Below are 18684 nucleotides of genomic sequence, written 5' to 3'. Positions count from 1 at the left end.
TATGTTAGGAACTAATGTAAAACATAGAAAGAAAAAAGGTTCTTTATATAAAAGGGCTAAGGAAAAACTTTCTTTGAGAAAGATGGTTAGGGGTTTTCTTTATAATTATTGGAAACTACTGAGAAACCCTGATGATTTGCAAAGATTGGCAAGAGGATTTGCTTTTGGCTTTGCAGTTTCTTTTACTCCATTTATTGGTTTTCATGTAATACTTATATTGTTGTTTTCTCTAATATTTAGAGCTTCTTTTATGGCTGGTGTTATTGGTTCATTGATTGGAAATCCTTTAACGTTTCCTTTTATTTGGATTATAGTTTTTTGGACTGGTAGACATTTACTTGCTGAGAATATGGATGCTTATTCTTCTCAAGAGATTATTAATGCCTTATTGCATTTGAAGGATGTTGTTTTGCAACAAGATGCTCATGCTATTAAATTTGCTTATGAAGAATTTATTTACCCAATGATGATTGGTTGTATACCTTATTTTGTAGCCTCTTATATAATTTGTTATTATCTTTCTTATTATATGATTGAGAGTTATAGAAAAAAACGTTTTGAAAAAATCTATAAAGGTGCTAAAGTTATAGTTAAGAAGGTTGTGGATGAAGTCGTTGAAGATGTAGTTGCTGTTGAGAAAAAGATAGAACATACATTTGATGTGGTTGAAAAGAAATTAGAGCATACTTTTGATGGGGTTAAGAAAACTACTAGCTCTGTTAAGAAGAAAGCTGCTGATAAGAAAAAGGCTAAGACTTCTGCTGCAAAGACTAAAAAGGTTGCGAAGAAAAAGCCAACTGTTAAGAAAAATAAAGTTAGTAAAACTAAGTAAGGAGTATTGATATGATTTTAGGTGTAGGTACGGATATTTTACATATTTCTAGAATTCAAGATTCTTTTGCTAAGTTTGGTAATGATTTTTTAAATAGAGTTATGTCTAAGGAAGAACTTGGTCATTATGATTTTGTTGGTAAAGAATATAATGATTTTACTGATAAAAATTGGGCTAAGGTAGCGAAGATATTTTCTATAAAGGAAGCAGTTAGTAAGGCTATTGGAACTGGGATTGCAAAGGGTGTGTCTTTTAAAGATATGACTTTATTAAATGATGATTTTGGTAAGCCTTTTGTTAAAATTGATGGTAAAAGTTTAGAGGTTTTAAAACAATCTGCTATAACTAAATTTAAGAGATTTTCTTTGGATGACTTTGGGTTTGAAATTGAAATTTCTATTTCGGATGAGAAAGATTTAGTTCAGACTTTTGCTATTATAGATGTATTTAAAAAGTAAGGATTGTAGTTAGGAAAAATTATGGAATTTAAAAATAAGTTAGAGAATGTGAAATCTTTTTTTAAGAACGCTTCTAGTAAAGATTTTTTGAAAAAGGTTTCTAAGAAAAAATCAATACCTGAAAAGGATGATGAAGAAAAGGAAACTTTGTTCGATTGGGCAAAGATGGTGCTTTGTGCATTGTTTCTTGCTATTTTTATTAGATCATTTTTTTGTGAGATTTTCTTTATACCGTCTGGTTCTATGTATCCAGGATTGGTAGTTGGTGATCATATTTTGGTTTCTAAGTATTCTTATGGTTATTCAAGATATTCATTCCCATTGTCTTTACCTTTGTTTGAAGGTAGATTGCTTGATAATGATTTGCCTGCTAGAGGTGATAAGATTGTTTTCAGACATCCTAAGGATAATGGAGAAAAGATAGATTATATAAAGAGATTGGTTGGTTTTCCTGGAGATAAGATTCAAGTTGTTGGTGGAAGACTTTATATTAATGGTGAAGTAGTTGATAGAAAGTATGTCGGTGAATTTTTAATAGTTAATTTGCCTAAGAGTGAGAAAGGTGAAAAGCTATTATCATTTAAGAATGATTTTGGTACTTTTGAGATTGTTGATAATAAAACTCTTATTAGAGATGGTAAAGAATTAAAGCTTAATGAAGATTACAACATTACTTATTGGGATCAAGATTCTTGTTCTAGATTGTGTGGTGTTGCAAAATATAAGAAATATCTTGAGACTATGCCTAATGGTCATCAGCATTATATAGTAGAGAATTCTGATTCTGACTTTATGGATAACACGGAAGTGTTTAATGTTCCTGATGGTCATTATTTCTTTATGGGTGATAATAGAGATAATTCTCAAGATAGTAGGTTTTTAGAAAAGGTTGGTTATGTACCTGCTGAAAACTTGATTGGAAGAGCTGAATTGGTTCTATATTCTTATTCTGGTGCGGCTAGTGTTCTTCAGCCGTGGAGATGGCATAAATCTTTATTTTTTGGTAGATTTTTCAAAAAATTAGATATTGTTGATTAAAGTTTTGGTTTATATGTGTAAAAGGTTTGGAGTAGTGTAGTATGTCTGTAAATTTTCAAGGATATTCATTTAAAGATTCTAGTTTGTTTGAAACGGCTATGAGACATAAAAGTTTATTAGCGTTCGATAGAAAAGGTGGTTCTAATGAGAGATTAGAATTTATTGGAGATAGAATTTTGGGGTTGGTTATTGCGGAGGCTCTTTATAAAAAATACTCTAACGAGGATGAGGGTCTTTTGGCTAAGAGACATTCAGAGTTGGTTTCTAGTAAATCTTTGTTGAAGGTTGCTGAGAAGATTAATTTAAAGAATAGATTAAAGGTTTCTGAAGAACTAAAGAGGGCTAAAGGTGTTTTTGGAAAGCCATTGGCTAATGCTGTTGAGGCTTTGATCGGAGCTGTTTATTTAGATTCATCTTTTGAAGTTGTTAAGTTGTTTGTTTTAGATTTATGGAGTGAATTATTAGAGGAGCAGGTTGATGTTCCTGTTGATTTTAAGACTGCGTTGCAAGAATTTACTCAGGCAGAATTTAAAAAATTACCTTCTTATGAGGTTCTTGGTATGTCAGGAACGGATCATAATCCTAAGTTTGAAATGGAAGCTTCTATTGAAATTAAGAAGGGACAAATTGTTTCAGCTATTGGTTATGGGAAAAATAAGAAGCAATCTCAAATGGATAGCGCTAAGAGTTTGTTAGAAAAATTAAAAAAATAGTTTTATATAATATTTTATAGTTTTTATGAAGTAAAGTTGGTGTAACTTATGTTTTCTGCAACTTTGCTTCATTTTTTTGTTGACATTTTATTTGTTTTATGAGATTCTTTCGAAAGAAAAAAATGTAAACCTTATATATATTTACCGGATGTCCTCCGGAGCATAATTAAAAAAAATAAAATTTAAACACTCAACTATAAAAAAATTTAAACTGCTATGGAAAAGTTACTGAAGATTGGTTTTATTGCTACGTTAATAGAAATGATTGTTGCAATGAGAAAAAAAGTAGAAGAAACTTCTAATAAAATTGTAAGTTTTTTCACCGAAATTAAAGAAAGAATTGAAGAAACTGTTAATGAAATTGCAGGTTTCTTTACTAAATACAAAGAGATTATTAAGATTGCTTACGTTTCTACCGTAATGCCTATTGTTATTGTTGGTTCACTTGGTTTTATGTGGGTATCCGTGGAGGATGCCAGAGAAAAAACTGATGGAGTTCAGAGTTATTCACAATATCAAATGTGTTTGTTTGATAGGAGTGGAAATAGTGATATTGGTTATATGGACGTTTTAGATCTTATAGCCTATGAGAATATAAAAAGAGACAACTTGATTTCTATGGGAGTTTCTGATGATATTATCAAAATTTCAGCTGAAAATTCTAAAATCTTAGAAAAACATTTGTTTGAAGATAAGAAATTAGATAGAAGAACAGCGCTGTTAATAAAAAATAACAGTAGGAAAATACTTGAAAAGCTACACTTTACTTAACTATATATACTACCATACAAGGACCTCTTAAAAAGGGGTCTTTTTTTTGTTATTGACAATTTGAGATTATAAACTTATCATCAATTCGTAAAAAAAATAAATTTAAACCTAAATTTACACGTTATGGATTGGAAAAAAATTTCTGTTTCGCTGATAGTATTTTCGGTGGGAGTTTTAAGTATTTTCTTTTGGTTGTCTTCAAACTATTCTTTTGTTGAAGAAATTAATAAGCTTACTTTTAATCAAGGACATATATTGTCTAAGATATCGGCAGACAAGGAAAATTTGAATTTATATAATTGCTATGAGCAGTTAAAATTTTATTAAACGCAAAAGTTAAAAATCCTAGAAGGGGTTGATACTTTTAAGTTTAATATAAGGGATTTAGATTCCGCTTTATATTTTTCTAAAGAGAATATTGCTGATTATGATAGTGTATTTTCTTTGATAGAAATTGAGATGTATGATGAAGTAGAGGGTTTTATTGATGTTACTTGTGAAAATGATATTAAGAGAAACCAAAAGATTTTGAAAATTATTGAAAGTATTTAGTCTCGTTTACCTGACTAAATTTGTGCTTTGATTTGAAATGCTCCTTAACGGGAGCATTTCTTATTTTAACTTTTCTACTTCTGAGACTGCAAGGGTATCAGCTATTTCATTATATTTATCACCGTTGTGACCTTTTATCCAGTTCCAGTTTATTTCGTGTTTGGAAGTTTCTTTTACTAAATCTTGCCATAACTCTTTGTTTTTAACAGGTTTTTTAGCAGCTGTTTTCCAATTATTTTTTTGCCAATTATGGATCCATTTAGTAATACCATCCATTACATATTTACTGTCAGTGTAAAGTTCTATTTGGCAATCCTTCTTTAGGATTTTAAGAGCTTCTATTACAGCTGTAAGTTCCATTTGATTATTTGTAGTTTCTGGATTTCCTCCAGAGATTTCTTTTTCTTTGTTGCCATATATAAGGATAGCTCCCCATCCGCCTATACCTGGGTTTCCTGAGCAAGCTCCGTCAGTATAAATCTTTATTTTAGTACCTTTTGTCATGTTATATTCCTATCCTATTTGTTGTTATTTTAGCATAAAGTTATTTTTTTTTAAATAAAATTATTTTTATACTTGACAAATAAATATATCATGATAAATATAGAGTATGATAATTTTAAAGTATTGAGTTATAATTTAAATATATAGAGATGAAAAGATTAAATTTAAGACCTGAATTTACTAACTTGAGAGTAGTACAAAGTAATGGTGTAATTACATTATGCCAAGTAAAAAAAGAGGGTGATAAAAAAGTTGAGAAAGTATTTTTTACCTTAAGCAGTGAAAAATATGAGGCTCAAGATGTTTTAATCTCCGCCGGTAACAATGTGACTATTGCTCCAGGAGAAACTTTAAATAATGAGCTTTTAGGCAAACTTTCTAATGAAGTTGAAAACGCTGAGATGCCAAAAGTATCATTAATTAATGGAGAAGAAAAATCTGGGGTTCCGATCCTTAGGAAAGAAAGTTTTGAGATTATTAAATACCCAAAAGTTACACTTAAGGGTACAGGAAATAAAATTTTAAAAACTTATGATTTTATCGGAGAAAAAAACGATAAAATTAGGGGGGCCGTTACTGCTATAGAATTTAATTTCTTATTAAGAATAAAAGAGAAGTCAGGGTTTGCAATTTGTTTATTTCCTGCAGGCCAAGGTTCTTTTGATTCTTATGCTGTATTTGAGAGTTTTTCTGAATAAATCGGGAAAAAGAACACTGATGATTAATTCATCAGTGTTTTTTTGTTTTTTAAATAAAATTATTTTATATTTGACAAATATGGCGCTTGCGATAATATTGTCTTGGAAAAAGAATTTAAATCTAATTAAAATATTTTGTTATGAAATATACTTTTGAAAAACATATTAAAAGATTAGCTATTGTTATTGATGGAAAAGAATTGAAGTTCTTTGAAGTTGATGGAAAAGGAGAGATTAAAAAATTTCTCTTTGAAATTACTAAAAAAGCTTCTTTTGCAGAAGAATTGCCAAAGGAAGATTTATTCCAGGGTAATGCTTCATTAAGTGTTTCTGTTCTTTATAAAGAAGGGAAAAAAGCTACATTCCCTTTGGGGCAGAGCGGTGGAAAGATATTGTTGGATGTAAATGCTATTGAGCTGAATGGGTTTAAACCGTCAGTTGGAGCTTTAAAATCTAATTATTATATTGATGACAATGGGCTTATAAAAAACAAAACTAGGAATTTATTTACTAATATTATGGAGGGCTTCATGAAATTAGTTTCCTAGGTTGAACAAATTTGAGAGTGTCAGTATTTTGCTGACACTTTTTTTTGCTTTTAATCTTAATTTGTGATACAATATTTTCGTATTTAAAAAGGAATTTAAATAAAAAGATTTATTTGTTTGAGGGGAAGGTTTTTCAATGATTAAAAAGTTTAAATGTAAGAGTAGGGTATTTAATAAAGAAGAGTTGTTTGATATGGCCTCGGCTTTTAGAGTTTTATCTGCTGATATGGTGCAAAAGGCTAATTCTGGTCATCCAGGAGCTCCATTAGGACAGGCTGATGTTTTAACTACTTTGTTTGCTAATCATTTGAGGTTTGATGTGGATAGTCCTAAGTGGTTTGCTAGAGATAGATTTGTTTTATCTTCAGGTCATGCTTCTGCTGGTTTATATTCATTACTTTGTTTAGTTGGTTATAGAGATATTTCATTATCTGATTTGAAAAAGTTTAGGCAGTTGGGTAGTAAAACTGCGGGTCATCCAGAAGTTGAAAAATTGGATGGTGTTGAAATGACTACAGGACCTTTAGGAGAAGGTATTGCTTCAGCAGTTGGTTTGGCATTAGCTGAGAAAATTGCTAGGAATAAATTTGGTGCTGATTTAATTGGTAATTATACATATGTTATGATGGGTGATGGTTGTTTGATGGAAGGTATTTCTGAAGAGGCTATTTCTTTTGCAGGTCATCACAAATTAGGTAAGCTGATTGCTTTTTGGGATGATAATAAGATTACTATTGATGGCTCTACTGATTTGGCTACTTCAGTTGATATGGAAGCTAGATTTAAAGCTAATGGTTGGCAGGTGTTGACTATAGATGGTCATAATTATTCGCAAATAGATAAGGCTATTTTGAAGGCGAAGGCTTGTGAAGATAAGCCTACAATGATTGTTTGTAAGACTGACATTGGTGCTTACTCTCATTTGGTTGGTTCGGAAAAAGTTCATGGAGCTCCTTTGGGAGATGAAGGTTGTAAGACGCTTAGAGAAAATTTAGGATGGGCTTCTGAAAATGCATTTGAAATTCCTGAAGATGTTATGGCTTTATGGGAAGATGTTCAGGCTAAGTTTTCTTGTGAAGTTGCTGAATGGAATGAGAAGTTTAAGAAGTCTTCTTTAGATTTTAAGAGGTTTGTTAATAAGGATGAGAAATTTGCTATGGGTAAATTGTCTTATGCTATATATGATCATAAGAAGAAGGTTGCTGATAAATCAGTTGCTACGAGACAGGCATTTAATAATGTTTTAAATGAAGTTCATTCTGTTATGCATAATTTAGTTGGTGGAAGTGCTGATTTGTCTCCGGCCAATAAAACTTTTGCTAAAGGAATGGAAGCTGTTTATCCTAAGAAGGATTGTAAGGGAAGTTATATTCATTATGGAATTAGAGAGCATTTTATGGGTGCTTGTATGAATGGTTTGGCGTTGTATGGTTTTAAGCCTTATGGTGGTACTTTCTTTTCTTTCTTCGATTTTGTTAAGCCTGCGCTTAGATTAGGTGCGTTGATGGATTTAGGTACTACTTATGTGTTTACTCATGACTCTATTGGTGTTGGAGAGGATGGTCCTACGCATCAACCAGTAGAACATTTGACTGCGTTGAGAGCTATTCCGAATGTTGTAGATTTAAGACCTTGTGATGAAGTTGAGACTGCAGAATGTTTAGAGTTGGCGTTTAATAATCAGCATAGAGTTTCTGCTATGATGTTGTCTCGTCAAAACTTACCTTTATTGAGAAATGATAGATCTATGGTTTCTAAGAGTAATCTTTGTAAGAAGGGTGCTTATAGAATTTATGGTTCGGAAGATGATAGGCCTGCATTGCTTCTTATGGCTTCTGGTTCGGAGGTTTCTCTTTGTGTGGAAGTTGCTAAGGCTTATGAAGAGGAATTTAAGAATAAGAAAAAAGTTTGGGTTATTTCTGTTCCTTCTTATAATTTATTTGATGAACAATCTGATGCTTATAAATCTTCTTTACTACCTTCGGGAGTTAAGAAAGTTGCTGTTGAGGCTTCAAGAGGGTTTGAATGGTTTAAGTATGCTGATGAAGTTATTGGAATGGATAGTTTCGGTAAGTCGGCTCCTGCTGAAGATCTTTTCAAGAAGTTTGGTTTTTCAGTTGCGAAGATTATGTCTAAATTAATGAATTAATTAAATTTTAATTGTATTTATTTAAAATATGTTTTAGATATATTGAATATTTTATAATTTAAACCTGATTATTTATGTATAGATTAAAAAGAATAATGGATGTCTTAAAGAAAGAAAAGCTCTTCATTTTAGAATTTCCTGTTAATAGCTTTTTGTTGAATATGAAAGGTATTGAAGAGGATGATTTTTGTTTAGAATATCATTTTGGCGATGGTGATTTTAAAAGGCTAATTGTTTCTAAGGAGCTTTCTTTGGGTAAAATTAATTCAGATCAAGTTTCTTTTTCTGTTGGTCAAAAAACAGATGTTTTTGATTTGAAAAATGAGAAATCATTGCATTCTGATCTTGTAATATATAGATTATTTTATAATATGCATGTTTATTATTTTCAGTCTAAGTTTTCAATGATTGAGCCTGCAATGAATTTTGATAGTGCTGATTTTAGGAATTTTACTATATCATTTTCTATGTCTTGATAATGTGTAAAATCGTATGATAAAAAAGAAGGAGTTAAATTAATAACTCCTTTTCTTTTTATAGTTTATCTAGAATTTCTTTTATTCTTGATCTTATATTCTTTTCTATCTTTGGTCTTAGGTATTTGATAGAGCAAGAATTTGAAATTTCAAAAGCTAAGATTTCAGATAGTTTATCTAGTTTATTTTCTGAAAGGTTTGATAAATCTAATTTTTCATTAGATAAGGCTTCTTTTGAAAGGACGCTAGGTTTTGATTTAATCTGCTTTTCACTTTCGTTTTTCACGATCATATTATTTGTAAGAAGAATTACTTTTTTACTTTTGATTATTTCTGAAACTGGAGAAATTTCTTCTTTTTTAACTTCTGTTTTTATAGGAGCAGGAGTAGGGACTGGGATTTCCTTTTTAGTTTCAGGCTTTATTTCTTTAGCTTTTTCTTTAAGTTCTACTTTTACTTTATTTTCTTCAGCAGGTTTTTGTTCTTTCTTTTTCTTAGAAATGCTGAAAACTTTGCTGGCTTCATCATCTACTTTTGGAGTAGTATCTTTGTTTTCTAATTTGTCAGCTATTTTTTGAGCAGCTATTTTATCAAAATCAGGTTCTTCTATCTTTGGAGCTTCAAAAGATTTAGTTTCTTTTTTAAATTCTTTCTTTTCAGAAGATGGTTTGATAATTTTTTTATTAGAAGGTTTCTTAGAAGATGTAGAGCTTTTTTGTTCTACGATTTTGTTATATAGATCTTCTATTTTTTTAGTTCTGTCTTCTTTTTTAGTTTCAGTTTTTTTACTAAGTCTTTCTTTTTCTTGCTCTTCAGATTTTTTATTTAGTAAAGCAGAAAGATTTGAGAAGCTTCTATCTATGTTTTCTTCATGACCTTTAGTATCATCTTTTTTGCTCTCTGTTTGAGATGGAATATTTTTCTTTTCTTCCTCTTTTTTAGGAGCTTCTTGCTTTGTTTTTACTTGAGGTTTTGATTCATTCTTGTTTTTATAAGTGTTTGAATCTTTTGATTTTTTTTGTTCTTGTGGAGATCCTACGTATTTTTCTTTGTTGGCCTTTTTATCTTCTATTTTATTTTTAATTTTATCTAATATATCGTCAAGGGAAGGGGCTTGTGAAGAAGCTCCTTTTTCGTTTGGACTAGAAGTAACATTTTCATTTTTTTTGATGTTTTCCGTGTTTCCCATAATTAAATCCTCGCTTTTCCCTTGAGCTAATTTTTTAGTCTATAATTTTATCAAGCTCTCCCATTGCTGATAAAATTTGTAAGTATAGTGTGATTTGATCTTTTTGAGCGTCTAGTAAATTTATAGATGCTTCGATGAAATCGTTTTCTGCTTTTTGGAAATCAAATATATTTTTCTTTCCAAGTTTATATTCAATAACAGTTGCGTCTAAAGCGTTTTTTGCACTAGATACTTGTTTTTTATAAGACTTTTTACTTGCTACAACAGTTTGGTAATTAGTCCAAAGTTCGTTTGCTTGAGTAGTAACTTCGTTTTTAGTATTTTGATAAAGATGAAGTTCACTTTCAGCTTTTAGAGCATCTTGTTCATATTTAGAAAGGTTTCTTCCACCTTTGAAAATGTCCATGCTTGCAGTGATTGCAAATTTTGTGCTTCCGCTATCTAAGTCGTCATTGTTATCCCATTCTGATTTAGAATAGTCAATTGTACCTTTAATTTGAGGAAGCATGTTTCCAATATTTGTATGTTTAATTGCTTTGTAGTATTGGTAATTATTTTTAGCAATTTTAATTTGATTGTTTTTAAGCAATACTTTTTCAATAAACTCTTCTTTAGTTTGAGGCAAGTTAAGTTCTGGAATGAATGGCATTTCTAATTCATCTTCAGGATATTTACCTGTTAATTCTTTGAACTTTTCTTTTGCTATGTCTAGATCGCCTTTAGAATGAACTGTATTAGTTTCTGCTGCAAAAAGAGCAGACTCAGCTGAGAATACTTCTGTTTTTGTTTGGCTTCCAGCCTTAAACATTGCTTTTGTAGCTTCTAATTGGTTTTTTCTTAATTTTTCAGAATTAAGGTTTAGCTTATGTGTTCCTGCTGTCTTGATTATGTTCATGTAAGCAGATGCTGTTTCTATAATTATTTCATCTTTTTTAAGTTGAGTTGTAGAAACTTGGATGTCTTTTAATCTTTTAATAGCTTTATATGCGTAGAATTCTTGACCACCTGTAAAGATAGGTTGTGATAAGCTTGCTCCGTATGTTCTATCTGGAGCCATGAATTGAGAAAAAGCATTTTCGTCTTCAAAGTCATAATCTAATAAAGATACGTTTGCTGTGATTTCAGGTAGGAAGGCACTGAATGCTTCGTAGATTTTTTCATCTGCTATTTCTAGGTCTTTTATAGATGATTGAATTTGTGGGTTATTTTTGTATGTGTGAGACAATACTTCTTCTAGATTTTCAGCATAGGCTGAAGTTGAAATTGCTAAAGTTAATAAACTAACTATTTTAAATGTATTATTTTTCATTCTTTTTACTCTTTCTAACTTTGCAAATCTCTTGGTTTTATCTTTTTCATTTTACTGTATTTTGATTTTTAATACAAGGGAAAAATTTAATTGATTATTTGATTTTTTTATTGTATATTTTTCGAAAAATATAAGGAAGTTGTTATGAATAAAAAAGTTGTTACTAGATTTGCTCCATCACCTACAGGATATTTACACATTGGAAATGCTAGAACTGCGTTGTTTGCTTGGTTATATGCTAGGGCTAATGGTGGTAAATTTAAGTTAAGAATTGAAGATACAGATAGAGAAAGATATTACCCAGATGCTGTTAAAGTTATATATAGAGATCTTAAATGGTTATTGGGTGGAAAAGATGATGTTACTTTAGAAACAGACGTTGAAGATGGTGCTGTTTGGGATGAGCTTTGTGAAAGTCAATTTGCTCGTGCAGATAGACATAGAGAAGTTGCTGAAAAGCTTATAGCTGAAGGGAAGGCTTATTATTGTCATCTTTCTAAAGAAAAATTAGATGTTATGAGAGATGAAGCTCGTAAGAATGGTGGAATAATTCATTCTCCGTATAGAGGCTTAACTCCTGAAGAAGCTCGTGCTAAGGCTGAGGCAGAGGGAGATGATAAAGATCCTGTTGTTAGATTAATGGTTCCAAATGAAGGTACTATGACTTTGAATGATATGGTGCAAGGTGAGGTTACAGTAGATAATGCTAGAGTTGATGATTTGGTATTATTAAGAGCAAATGGAACTCCTATTTATCACTTATCTGTTGTTGTAGATGATTATGATGCTGGAGTTACTCATGTTATTAGAGGTGCAGATCATTTAAATAATGCATTTAAGCAAGCGCATATTATTAAAGCTATGGGTTGGGATGTTCCTGTTTATGCTCATCTTCCATTGGTTACTAATATGAAAGGCGCCAAGTTAAGTAAGAGAGATGCTGATGTAGCTCTTTGGGATTATAAAGAGAAGGGTGTTCTTTCGGAAGCTTTCTTTAATTATTTATTAAGACTTGGTTGGTCTCATGGTGAAGATGAAATTATTTCTCGTGAGAAGGCAATAGAATGGTTTGGTTTTGATGCAATTGGTAAATCATCTTCTAAATTTGATGAAGCTAATATTACGCATTTGAATGTTAATTATTTGAAAGAAGCTAATGATGAAAGAGTCGCTGAATTATCAAGAGATATTTTAGAGAAAAAACTTGATAGAGAATTGACTGAAGCTGAATTTATAACTTTTGTTAAGGCTATGCCTGAATTAAAGAATAGAGTCAAATCCGTTGTTGAACTTGTTGATTTATCTATGTTTATGTGGGTGGATTCTGAGCATGAAGAAACTATGTTTAAAGGTTTGGATGAGAAATCTGTTAAGAATTTAGTTAAACCATTGAAGGTTGGTGAAGATGGTGAAATGTCTGCTAAAGATGCTTTAGAAAAATGTATTTCTTATCTTGAAGGTGCCGATTGGAATAAGACTGATTTTAATCAATTGCTTTGTGATTTTTCAAATGAACAAGGATTTAAACTTGGTAAGTTTTTGATGATTATTAGAATAGCAGTTTGTTTTTCTGGTGTTACTCCTCCATTTGAAGTTATGGAATTATTGGGTAAGGATAGGATTATTAATAGGTTAAAAACTTGTTTAAAAACTTGTTTTTAGTTTAATATAATTAAAAAAATCATAATTAGGCTCTTATTTTGTTAAGTACTTGACAAGATAGGGGCTTTTTTGTATAATTGTTTTCAGTGAGAATTTAAACTTAATTTAACTAATTTTTGTATTATGATCAAATCTGAAGAAAAAAAGGTTTTATGTGCGTTTTCATTTTATGGAAAAATTGTAGAGCTTCGACAAGAGAGGCTTAAAAATAAATTAGTAACTTGGAGAAATTCTCGTTTTATTAACAAAAGAAAATCTTCAAATGTACGTGCTTAATGAAATGTACTTTTTATGATATTATGAAATCTGTTTTGTTTTATGTTTTTAGCATTTGACAAGGCAGGTTTTATTTTTTATAGTTTTCTTAAAGTTTGTAAATTTTAAATCTAATTATAAATCTATAAATTCTATTCTATGAAAGATAGAGGGACTGGACCTATTCAAAATGAATGGGCCGATAAAATAAAGAAAATAGTCGAGGCTGAATACGGTATTGTCACCGATACCTCTGACTATGAAGAATTACCGAATAAAAATCTTCATTTTAAATTTACTCCTTTTTATAAAGATGAAGAGGAATTTTTAAATTTTTATTCAAAAGTGTTTAAGCTTTATTTGGAGATTAGGGAATTTGGTATTCCTTTTGATGATGAATTTGTTAAGAAATTGGCAAAGTCTCAGTATCATATTTTTAGTTTACCTATAGACAAGGGGTCAATCTATCCAGGGGATAGTAAGGTTTTAAGTCCTAATGTTTTTAGGGCCTTGATATTTGATTTAACTAGGGAAAATAATGAGATTAAAATACTTAGTTATGTAATTGAGTATTATGAAAAGATGAATCTGGAAAAGAAACTTCCAGATAATAATTCCAGTTTTTAAGGGAAAATTATAAAATCTGTTTTTGTTTGATGTTTTTAGCATTTGACAAGGCAGGTTTTATTTTTTATAGTTTTCTTAAAGTTTGTAAAGTTTGAATTTAATTATAATCTATAAATTCTTGTTCTATGGAAAAGAAAGTTTTTCTTATCAGGGAAGACCTTGATAAATTTTTAATTAAAAAGATTGCTGAATATTTGCCAGATGCTGTTGCAGATGATGAGGTTTCTTTGAGTAGATATCCAAATAAAATGGGGATGTCTGAAGATGATTTTAAAACTCTTAAGATGGAGTTGGCCGAAACTGTTTTTGATTTTGATAAAGTTCTTGAGAGAGTAACTTATTCTTTTCAAGATTATCAAGGTAGTATGATTTTTTTAGAGGCTATCAATGCTTTTTATTTTCCTGTTGAGGTTGGAAATTATCAAAATTTGGTTGCTGAAGAGTTTGCTCGTATGCGGAAGACTATTGAAGATTTGCAGAAAAGAGTAGGTGATATGGGAACTGTTACAGGGGACATTCACCAATAGGAGCTAAGAGTTGATTAAGATTTAAGAAGAAGGTGTGATTGAAAAATCCCCTTCTTTTTTTATTGTGATTTTTGAAGGCTGGTTGTATAATAGGTGGTATTCTAAAGATTAGAATGATGGAGAATTAGAAAAATGAAAATGATTGTTGGTTTGGGAAACGTTGGTTCGCAATATACTTATACTAGACATAATGTCGGATTTATGTTTGTAGATTGGTTATTGGATAAGTGGTCGTTCTCTGAATATAAAAAGAAAAATAATGGAGTTTTTTCAAAGGGCAAGTTGGAAAATGGTGAAGAAGTGATTCTAGTAAAGCCTACAACTTATATGAACCTTTCTGGAGAGGCTGTTTTGTCTTTTTCTTCGTTTTTTAAAGTTAACCCAGAAGATATAATTGTAATTCAAGACGAATTAGACTTGAAATATGGAAACTTTAGGTGTAAAGTCGGTGGTGGTCACGCTGGACATAATGGTATCAGAAATATAGATGCTAAGATTGGTAAGGGATACAATAGAGTTAGAATTGGAGTAGGGCATCCGAGAGACTTACCAGAACCTATGAATAAAATGGAAGTGGCTGATTATGTGTTAGGTAAATTTTCTGATAAGGAATTCTCGGAAATGAGAGCTTTGTTTGAGAAAGTTTATAAAGAAATTTTTTAAGATGTAAATCTAATTATTAACAGGGATATTTATCCCTTAAAATTTGAACCTAATATGAATAAAAAAGAATTTAATTTTAACAAAAGGTATTTTGTTCTCTATGCTGTAAAGCAAATGGGGCTTAGTGAGGAAAATGCTGAATCATTGGCAAGTACAATTGAAGCGGATAAGAGCTTTATGGGGATTGATGATAAGACCCTTGAAGAATGGAATGAGTTCTATCAAAGAATTGTTGATGCTAAAGGAAGATTCAAAGCCCTAATAACAGGGAAGTTTTATGAGGTGTTTACTCATTTGACGTCTCAAAAAGAGTTTAAAAATCAAGAAATTGGTGATCTTAAGTTCGAAGAACTGGGAATTACAAAAGAAGAATTTCATAGCTTTGTATTTTACCTGAAGAGAATGGTAGAATTTCCTATTAACGATGATGCCGTTAAACTTGCAGATCCAAAGACATTGAATGAGTTTGTCGATGTTTTGGAAAGCTTTCCAGAGATGGAAGAATACCTAATGGAAGATAATTGTTATGCAATTTAAATTAAGTTGAAAATAATTGTTTATTGAGGAGCTGAAATATGCTCCTCTTTTTTATTGACAAAATAGGTACTCATGAATATATTCATTTGTATTGTATAATTTAAACCTATTTTTAGAGATGTTAGACATATTAGATTTTGAGAATAATGTTGAATATTTACCGATTGCTATAGAAGTGATTGAAGTTAGAACAATTGATTATTCATTAATTTCGGATCTTTCTGATTTTGAAAGAGCTCCTATTGTAAATTAAAGTATGAGAAATAGAAAACATTTAAAGTTATTTTTGGAAGTTGTTTTGAAGGATATGTTGTATAAGTATATTGATGAAATATATTTAACTTTCAATTGGAATAAGCAATTCTTTTCTAGTTTTGAATTCGATTTATTGAAATTAGAAGAATATTTTAATTACTTAATGAAGAAAGAAAACTCTATCTTTTTAACTCCAAAAGAAAAACATGATATAAAAAAGATGTTTGATGAAGAATTGATTATTGATGATTTTCTTGTGAAGGTTTCATTAATAGATTCAATGAAAAGATTTTTAGTAGCAGCGTGAGAAAAACAAAACCCCGGATATTCCGGGGTTTTTTTTATGCTTTATGCTATAATTTTTTTGATAATTTCTTTTGCTTCAGCTACTGCTGTTTCTAAATTATCATTTACTACTGTGTAGTCATGCATATCTTCATATTTAAGGTAACTTTCAGTCATAGAAACTCTTTTTTGAATTTCTTCTTCGTTTTCTGTGCCTCTATCTCTAATTCTTTGTTCTAAAACTTCTTTAGAAGGGTGTTTGATGAAGATTGATTTCATTTTGATACCTTCTTTAGGAAGAACTTCTTTGAATATTTTTAGGCCATCTGCCATAGCATCTATTACACCAAAGTCATGAGTTTCTAGTTTGCTGTGAATTTCGTTGCTTTCAACTCCGTAGTATTGACCGTTTCCTTCGAATTTAATCCATTCTATCATTTCACCAGATTTGATCATTTCTTCGAATTTTTCTACTGTAGTGAAGTGTCTATCTACGCCTGCAGTTTCAATGTCTCTTGGTTTTCTTGTAGTTGTGTTTAAAATTTCTACTGAGTTTAATTCTTTATCGTTTAAGATTTCTTTCATTATAGTACTTTTGCCGACGCCTAAAGGACCGCCAAAAATTATAAGTTTTTTGCTCATTACCTCGCCTTTGATATATTCGTGATTTTTATTTTGTTTTTTTGTTGACTTTGCAACCCCGTTATTATACACTCACGAAAAGTAAAATCAAGAAGTTTATTAAGCTTTTTGCTTTTAATAAAACAAATATATGGAGTTAGAAAATGAAAAAAGATATTCATCCGCAATTAAATGACGTTAAAGTGGTATTAACTACTGGCGAAACAGTTGTCATGAAATCTACTTTGAATAAAGAAGAAATGAAGCTAGATACAGATCCTAATAACCATCCTGCTTGGACTGGTAAAAGAAATCTTGATAACAAATCAGGTAGATCTGAAAGCTTTAATAAAAAATTCGCTGGTATGTTTAGCTAATTTGATTTTATTTAAGAGATTAGAAGTATCCCCTTAATTTAGGGGATATTTTTTTGTAGTATAAATGAAATTTAAAGCTTGTAGGTTTGGATATAAAAAAACTCCTGGTTGGGAGTTTTATTTTAAGCTCTTCTTTCTAATTCTTTAGACCATAATTTAATACTATCATTCATAGATTTTTGTTTTTCGTCAAACTTCTTTTCATCTTCGTATTTTAGAGAGTTTTTATATTTATTTACTATGTGTTCGCCCCATTTCTTTTGCATAGTAGTGTCGCCGAAGAATAAGTCAGCTCCTGTTTTTGCAAGTTGTAGGGTATCTTGTACTGCTCCGCATGCAAAGTAAGTTACTTGTTTCATAGGCCATTTTAAGCCTAGTCTGCTTTTTGTAGAGTCGAGGATAAAGTTTTCGTTCTTTTGATAAGCGACTTGCATAGAGTTTGTGATTTCTTTAGGGTTGTGAAATCCAACAGGTTTTTTCCAAGAAACCTTTAAATCTTTAGCTTTTGTTTCAGTTTTTAGACCTAAAAAGTTTAGATTTTCATCTGCCATTTTTTCCTCGTTTGTTTTCTTTCATTATAGCATAGAAATGAAAATTTACAAGCTGATTTCTTTAAGAATTTAATAAAAGATTAATAATTCTTATAAGAGTTGTTATTATAAAAAATAACCTTCAGTGTTTTACACCGAAGGTTAGTGCTTTGTTTATGATTTGGTCATGAAAAGCGGTTGTTAAAGAGTGTGAATTCTTTTCTTTCCATTAGTGTCTTTCCTTTTAGAAAGTGGCTTTCTGTTGAAGATACTTTTTTAGCATCTATTTCATATGGAGAATTAAAAAGGTTTTTTATTTCTAGTACAGATGCAAACTCTCCATTTTTTACAAGATAGATTTCTCTATGTTGTGTTATTTTAAAATGGATGGAGCTTAGTGTTGGATCTTTACAGAAATCCTTAATGATTCCTGTTAAGGTTTCGCTAATTCTCACAGACTCATCTGATAGATGTTTTTTAATCTCTTCTAAATCTTTTACTATAACAATCATATTTTAATTAGGTTTAAATTTAAATTTGTGATTAATATATAATACATTTTTATATTGTCAATATTAAAGTGGGTATAAGTCTTTTCTTGAGTTTTGGATAGTATTGGTTATAATTCTTTCAGAATAAAACTAAAAAGGAATTTGTTATGGTTAAAAAAGGTTATGTAAATACTGATATGAAGCTTTCGGATTTTGATTTTGAATTGCCGGAAGAGAATATAGCTAAGTTTCCTATGGCGGATAGAAGCTCTTCTAAGTTGTTATTAGTTCCTCAGTTAGAAGATAAGAAAGTTTCTGATTTACCTTCTTTATTGAATAAAGGGGATTTATTAGTGTTTAATGATACTAGAGTTATTCCTTCTCGTGTTAAAGGTAGAGTTAACAAGTGGTTAGATGAGTTTAATGGAAAGACTGGTGGTGTTAATTTAGGTATATATGCAGATGATCTAGGAAGGGAGTTTGAAGTTACTTTCCATAAGCAAGTAGATGATTGTTCTTGGTGGGGATTTTGTAAGGGATCTAAAAAGTTGTCTGTTAAGGATAGAATAGTATTTGATACTGAGGATTGGGCTTTTTATGCAGAAGTTGTTGCTAAG

24 protein-coding genes are annotated in these 18684 nt (G+C 30.4%); 18 read left to right on the top strand and 6 right to left on the bottom strand.

Features of this window, described 5'->3' with window-relative positions; genetic code table 11:
• The first annotated feature begins 1 nt into the window (after position 1).
• From N4A44_03620 to N4A44_03600, 5 genes are all read left to right on the top strand, one after another.
• On the top strand, positions 2–832 hold the full coding sequence (locus N4A44_03620) for a DUF2062 domain-containing protein (GenBank protein ID MCT4552729.1): 831 nt from the start codon (positions 2–4) through the stop codon (positions 830–832).
• Between the two features lie 11 nt (positions 833–843).
• A complete protein-coding gene (gene acpS, locus N4A44_03615) occupies positions 844–1290 on the top strand; it encodes a holo-ACP synthase (protein ID MCT4552728.1) in 447 nt (148 codons plus the stop codon).
• Positions 1291–1311: 21 nt separating this feature from the next.
• Entirely contained in the window at positions 1312–2328 is a 1017-nt protein-coding gene (gene lepB / locus N4A44_03610) for a signal peptidase I (GenBank protein MCT4552727.1), read from the top strand.
• Positions 2329–2369: 41 nt separating this feature from the next.
• Positions 2370–3041, top strand: a complete 672-nt coding sequence (gene rnc, locus N4A44_03605) for a ribonuclease III (GenBank protein ID MCT4552726.1) — start codon at positions 2370–2372, stop codon at positions 3039–3041.
• Positions 3042–3257: 216 nt separating this feature from the next.
• Entirely contained in the window at positions 3258–3812 is a 555-nt protein-coding gene (locus tag N4A44_03600) for a hypothetical protein (GenBank protein MCT4552725.1), read from the top strand.
• A 612-nt stretch (positions 3813–4424) separates the two neighbouring features.
• Here N4A44_03600 and rnhA read toward each other — a convergent pair.
• Positions 4425–4868, bottom strand: coding sequence for a ribonuclease HI (gene rnhA, locus N4A44_03595; GenBank protein ID MCT4552724.1), 444 nt, complete (start codon positions 4866–4868; stop codon positions 4425–4427).
• A gap of 149 nt (positions 4869–5017) precedes the next feature.
• On the opposite strand from rnhA, the gene N4A44_03590 reads away from it, so the two are divergent.
• The 4 genes from N4A44_03590 to N4A44_03575 all read left to right on the top strand — a co-directional run bounded on the left by N4A44_03590 (position 5018) and on the right by N4A44_03575 (position 8739).
• Entirely contained in the window at positions 5018–5566 is a 549-nt protein-coding gene (locus tag N4A44_03590; GenBank protein MCT4552723.1) for a hypothetical protein, read from the top strand.
• Positions 5567–5706: 140 nt separating this feature from the next.
• Positions 5707–6114, top strand: a complete 408-nt coding sequence (locus N4A44_03585) for a hypothetical protein (protein MCT4552722.1) — start codon at positions 5707–5709, stop codon at positions 6112–6114.
• 136 nt (positions 6115–6250) lie between these two features.
• Positions 6251–8263: a transketolase gene (tkt, locus tag N4A44_03580; protein MCT4552721.1), complete on the top strand. Its 2013-nt coding sequence runs from the start codon at positions 6251–6253 to the stop codon at positions 8261–8263.
• Between the two features lie 74 nt (positions 8264–8337).
• A complete protein-coding gene (locus N4A44_03575) occupies positions 8338–8739 on the top strand; it encodes a hypothetical protein (GenBank protein ID MCT4552720.1) in 402 nt (133 codons plus the stop codon).
• A 58-nt stretch (positions 8740–8797) separates the two neighbouring features.
• On the opposite strand, the gene N4A44_03570 is transcribed toward N4A44_03575, so the two are convergent.
• Positions 8798–9928 (bottom strand): hypothetical protein, encoded by a 1131-nt coding sequence (locus N4A44_03570; protein ID MCT4552719.1) that lies wholly within the window; start codon positions 9926–9928, stop codon positions 8798–8800.
• 34 nt (positions 9929–9962) lie between these two features.
• On the bottom strand, positions 9963–11237 hold the full coding sequence (locus N4A44_03565; protein ID MCT4552718.1) for a TolC family protein: 1275 nt from the start codon (positions 11235–11237) through the stop codon (positions 9963–9965).
• A gap of 144 nt (positions 11238–11381) precedes the next feature.
• On the opposite strand from N4A44_03565, the gene gltX reads away from it, so the two are divergent.
• From gltX to N4A44_03530, 7 genes are all read left to right on the top strand, one after another.
• Positions 11382–12899 (top strand): glutamate--tRNA ligase, encoded by a 1518-nt coding sequence (gene gltX / locus N4A44_03560; GenBank protein MCT4552717.1) that lies wholly within the window; start codon positions 11382–11384, stop codon positions 12897–12899.
• 414 nt (positions 12900–13313) lie between these two features.
• The gene (locus N4A44_03555) at positions 13314–13781 is read left to right on the top strand and encodes a hypothetical protein (protein ID MCT4552716.1); all 468 of its coding nucleotides are present in this window, start codon (positions 13314–13316) and stop codon (positions 13779–13781) included.
• A 125-nt stretch (positions 13782–13906) separates the two neighbouring features.
• Positions 13907–14308 (top strand): hypothetical protein, encoded by a 402-nt coding sequence (locus N4A44_03550; protein ID MCT4552715.1) that lies wholly within the window; start codon positions 13907–13909, stop codon positions 14306–14308.
• A gap of 132 nt (positions 14309–14440) precedes the next feature.
• Positions 14441–14971 (top strand): aminoacyl-tRNA hydrolase, encoded by a 531-nt coding sequence (gene pth / locus N4A44_03545; GenBank protein ID MCT4552714.1) that lies wholly within the window; start codon positions 14441–14443, stop codon positions 14969–14971.
• A 114-nt stretch (positions 14972–15085) separates the two neighbouring features.
• Positions 15086–15508, top strand: coding sequence for a hypothetical protein (locus tag N4A44_03540; protein ID MCT4552713.1), 423 nt, complete (start codon positions 15086–15088; stop codon positions 15506–15508).
• Positions 15509–15626: 118 nt separating this feature from the next.
• The gene (locus tag N4A44_03535; protein MCT4552712.1) at positions 15627–15761 is read left to right on the top strand and encodes a hypothetical protein; all 135 of its coding nucleotides are present in this window, start codon (positions 15627–15629) and stop codon (positions 15759–15761) included.
• 3 nt (positions 15762–15764) lie between these two features.
• A complete protein-coding gene (locus tag N4A44_03530) occupies positions 15765–16070 on the top strand; it encodes a hypothetical protein (GenBank protein ID MCT4552711.1) in 306 nt (101 codons plus the stop codon).
• 41 nt (positions 16071–16111) lie between these two features.
• Here N4A44_03530 and N4A44_03525 read toward each other — a convergent pair whose 3' ends face one another.
• Positions 16112–16690, bottom strand: a complete 579-nt coding sequence (locus N4A44_03525; protein MCT4552710.1) for a hypothetical protein — start codon at positions 16688–16690, stop codon at positions 16112–16114.
• A gap of 143 nt (positions 16691–16833) precedes the next feature.
• On the opposite strand from N4A44_03525, the gene rpmE reads away from it, so the two are divergent.
• A complete protein-coding gene (rpmE, locus tag N4A44_03520; protein ID MCT4552709.1) occupies positions 16834–17046 on the top strand; it encodes a 50S ribosomal protein L31 in 213 nt (70 codons plus the stop codon).
• A 122-nt stretch (positions 17047–17168) separates the two neighbouring features.
• Here the strand turns inward: rpmE and N4A44_03515 are convergent, their stop codons facing one another.
• Together N4A44_03515 and N4A44_03510 are read right to left on the bottom strand one after the other, a co-directional pair.
• Positions 17169–17597, bottom strand: a complete 429-nt coding sequence (locus tag N4A44_03515) for a hypothetical protein (GenBank protein ID MCT4552708.1) — start codon at positions 17595–17597, stop codon at positions 17169–17171.
• A 164-nt stretch (positions 17598–17761) separates the two neighbouring features.
• Positions 17762–18088, bottom strand: coding sequence for a hypothetical protein (locus tag N4A44_03510; GenBank protein MCT4552707.1), 327 nt, complete (start codon positions 18086–18088; stop codon positions 17762–17764).
• Between the two features lie 146 nt (positions 18089–18234).
• On the opposite strand from N4A44_03510, the gene N4A44_03505 reads away from it, so the two are divergent.
• On the top strand, positions 18235–18684 hold a 450-nt coding region (locus N4A44_03505; GenBank protein MCT4552706.1), incomplete at its 3' end, for an S-adenosylmethionine:tRNA ribosyltransferase-isomerase.

This window comes from Alphaproteobacteria bacterium (assembly GCA_025210155.1).
Classification (GTDB): domain Bacteria; phylum Pseudomonadota; class Alphaproteobacteria; order Rs-D84; family CASDRH01; genus JAOASE01.
Note: the sequence above shows the minus strand (reverse complement) of the source record. Positions and strands in the feature narration are given on the sequence as shown.

Bases quoted from the DNA above. Each gene is read 5' to 3' on its own strand.
- N4A44_03620 (MCT4552729.1), top strand. From the start codon at position 2: ATGTTAGGAACTAATGTAAAACATAGAAAGAAAAAAGGTTCTTTATAT.
- acpS (MCT4552728.1), top strand. From the start codon at position 844: ATGATTTTAGGTGTAGGTACGGATATTTTACATATTTCTAGAATTCAA.
- lepB (MCT4552727.1), top strand. From the start codon at position 1,312: ATGGAATTTAAAAATAAGTTAGAGAATGTGAAATCTTTTTTTAAGAAC.
- rnc (MCT4552726.1), top strand. From the start codon at position 2,370: ATGTCTGTAAATTTTCAAGGATATTCATTTAAAGATTCTAGTTTGTTT.
- N4A44_03600 (MCT4552725.1), top strand. From the start codon at position 3,258: ATGGAAAAGTTACTGAAGATTGGTTTTATTGCTACGTTAATAGAAATG.
- rnhA (MCT4552724.1), bottom strand. From the start codon at position 4,868: ATGACAAAAGGTACTAAAATAAAGATTTATACTGACGGAGCTTGCTCA.
- N4A44_03590 (MCT4552723.1), top strand. From the start codon at position 5,018: ATGAAAAGATTAAATTTAAGACCTGAATTTACTAACTTGAGAGTAGTA.
- N4A44_03585 (MCT4552722.1), top strand. From the start codon at position 5,707: ATGAAATATACTTTTGAAAAACATATTAAAAGATTAGCTATTGTTATT.
- tkt (MCT4552721.1), top strand. From the start codon at position 6,251: ATGATTAAAAAGTTTAAATGTAAGAGTAGGGTATTTAATAAAGAAGAG.
- N4A44_03575 (MCT4552720.1), top strand. From the start codon at position 8,338: ATGTATAGATTAAAAAGAATAATGGATGTCTTAAAGAAAGAAAAGCTC.
- N4A44_03570 (MCT4552719.1), bottom strand. From the start codon at position 9,928: ATGGGAAACACGGAAAACATCAAAAAAAATGAAAATGTTACTTCTAGT.
- N4A44_03565 (MCT4552718.1), bottom strand. From the start codon at position 11,237: ATGAAAAATAATACATTTAAAATAGTTAGTTTATTAACTTTAGCAATT.
- gltX (MCT4552717.1), top strand. From the start codon at position 11,382: ATGAATAAAAAAGTTGTTACTAGATTTGCTCCATCACCTACAGGATAT.
- N4A44_03555 (MCT4552716.1), top strand. From the start codon at position 13,314: ATGAAAGATAGAGGGACTGGACCTATTCAAAATGAATGGGCCGATAAA.
- N4A44_03550 (MCT4552715.1), top strand. From the start codon at position 13,907: ATGGAAAAGAAAGTTTTTCTTATCAGGGAAGACCTTGATAAATTTTTA.
- pth (MCT4552714.1), top strand. From the start codon at position 14,441: ATGAAAATGATTGTTGGTTTGGGAAACGTTGGTTCGCAATATACTTAT.
- N4A44_03540 (MCT4552713.1), top strand. From the start codon at position 15,086: ATGGGGCTTAGTGAGGAAAATGCTGAATCATTGGCAAGTACAATTGAA.
- N4A44_03535 (MCT4552712.1), top strand. From the start codon at position 15,627: ATGTTAGACATATTAGATTTTGAGAATAATGTTGAATATTTACCGATT.
- N4A44_03530 (MCT4552711.1), top strand. From the start codon at position 15,765: ATGAGAAATAGAAAACATTTAAAGTTATTTTTGGAAGTTGTTTTGAAG.
- N4A44_03525 (MCT4552710.1), bottom strand. From the start codon at position 16,690: ATGAGCAAAAAACTTATAATTTTTGGCGGTCCTTTAGGCGTCGGCAAA.
- rpmE (MCT4552709.1), top strand. From the start codon at position 16,834: ATGAAAAAAGATATTCATCCGCAATTAAATGACGTTAAAGTGGTATTA.
- N4A44_03515 (MCT4552708.1), bottom strand. From the start codon at position 17,597: ATGGCAGATGAAAATCTAAACTTTTTAGGTCTAAAAACTGAAACAAAA.
- N4A44_03510 (MCT4552707.1), bottom strand. From the start codon at position 18,088: ATGATTGTTATAGTAAAAGATTTAGAAGAGATTAAAAAACATCTATCA.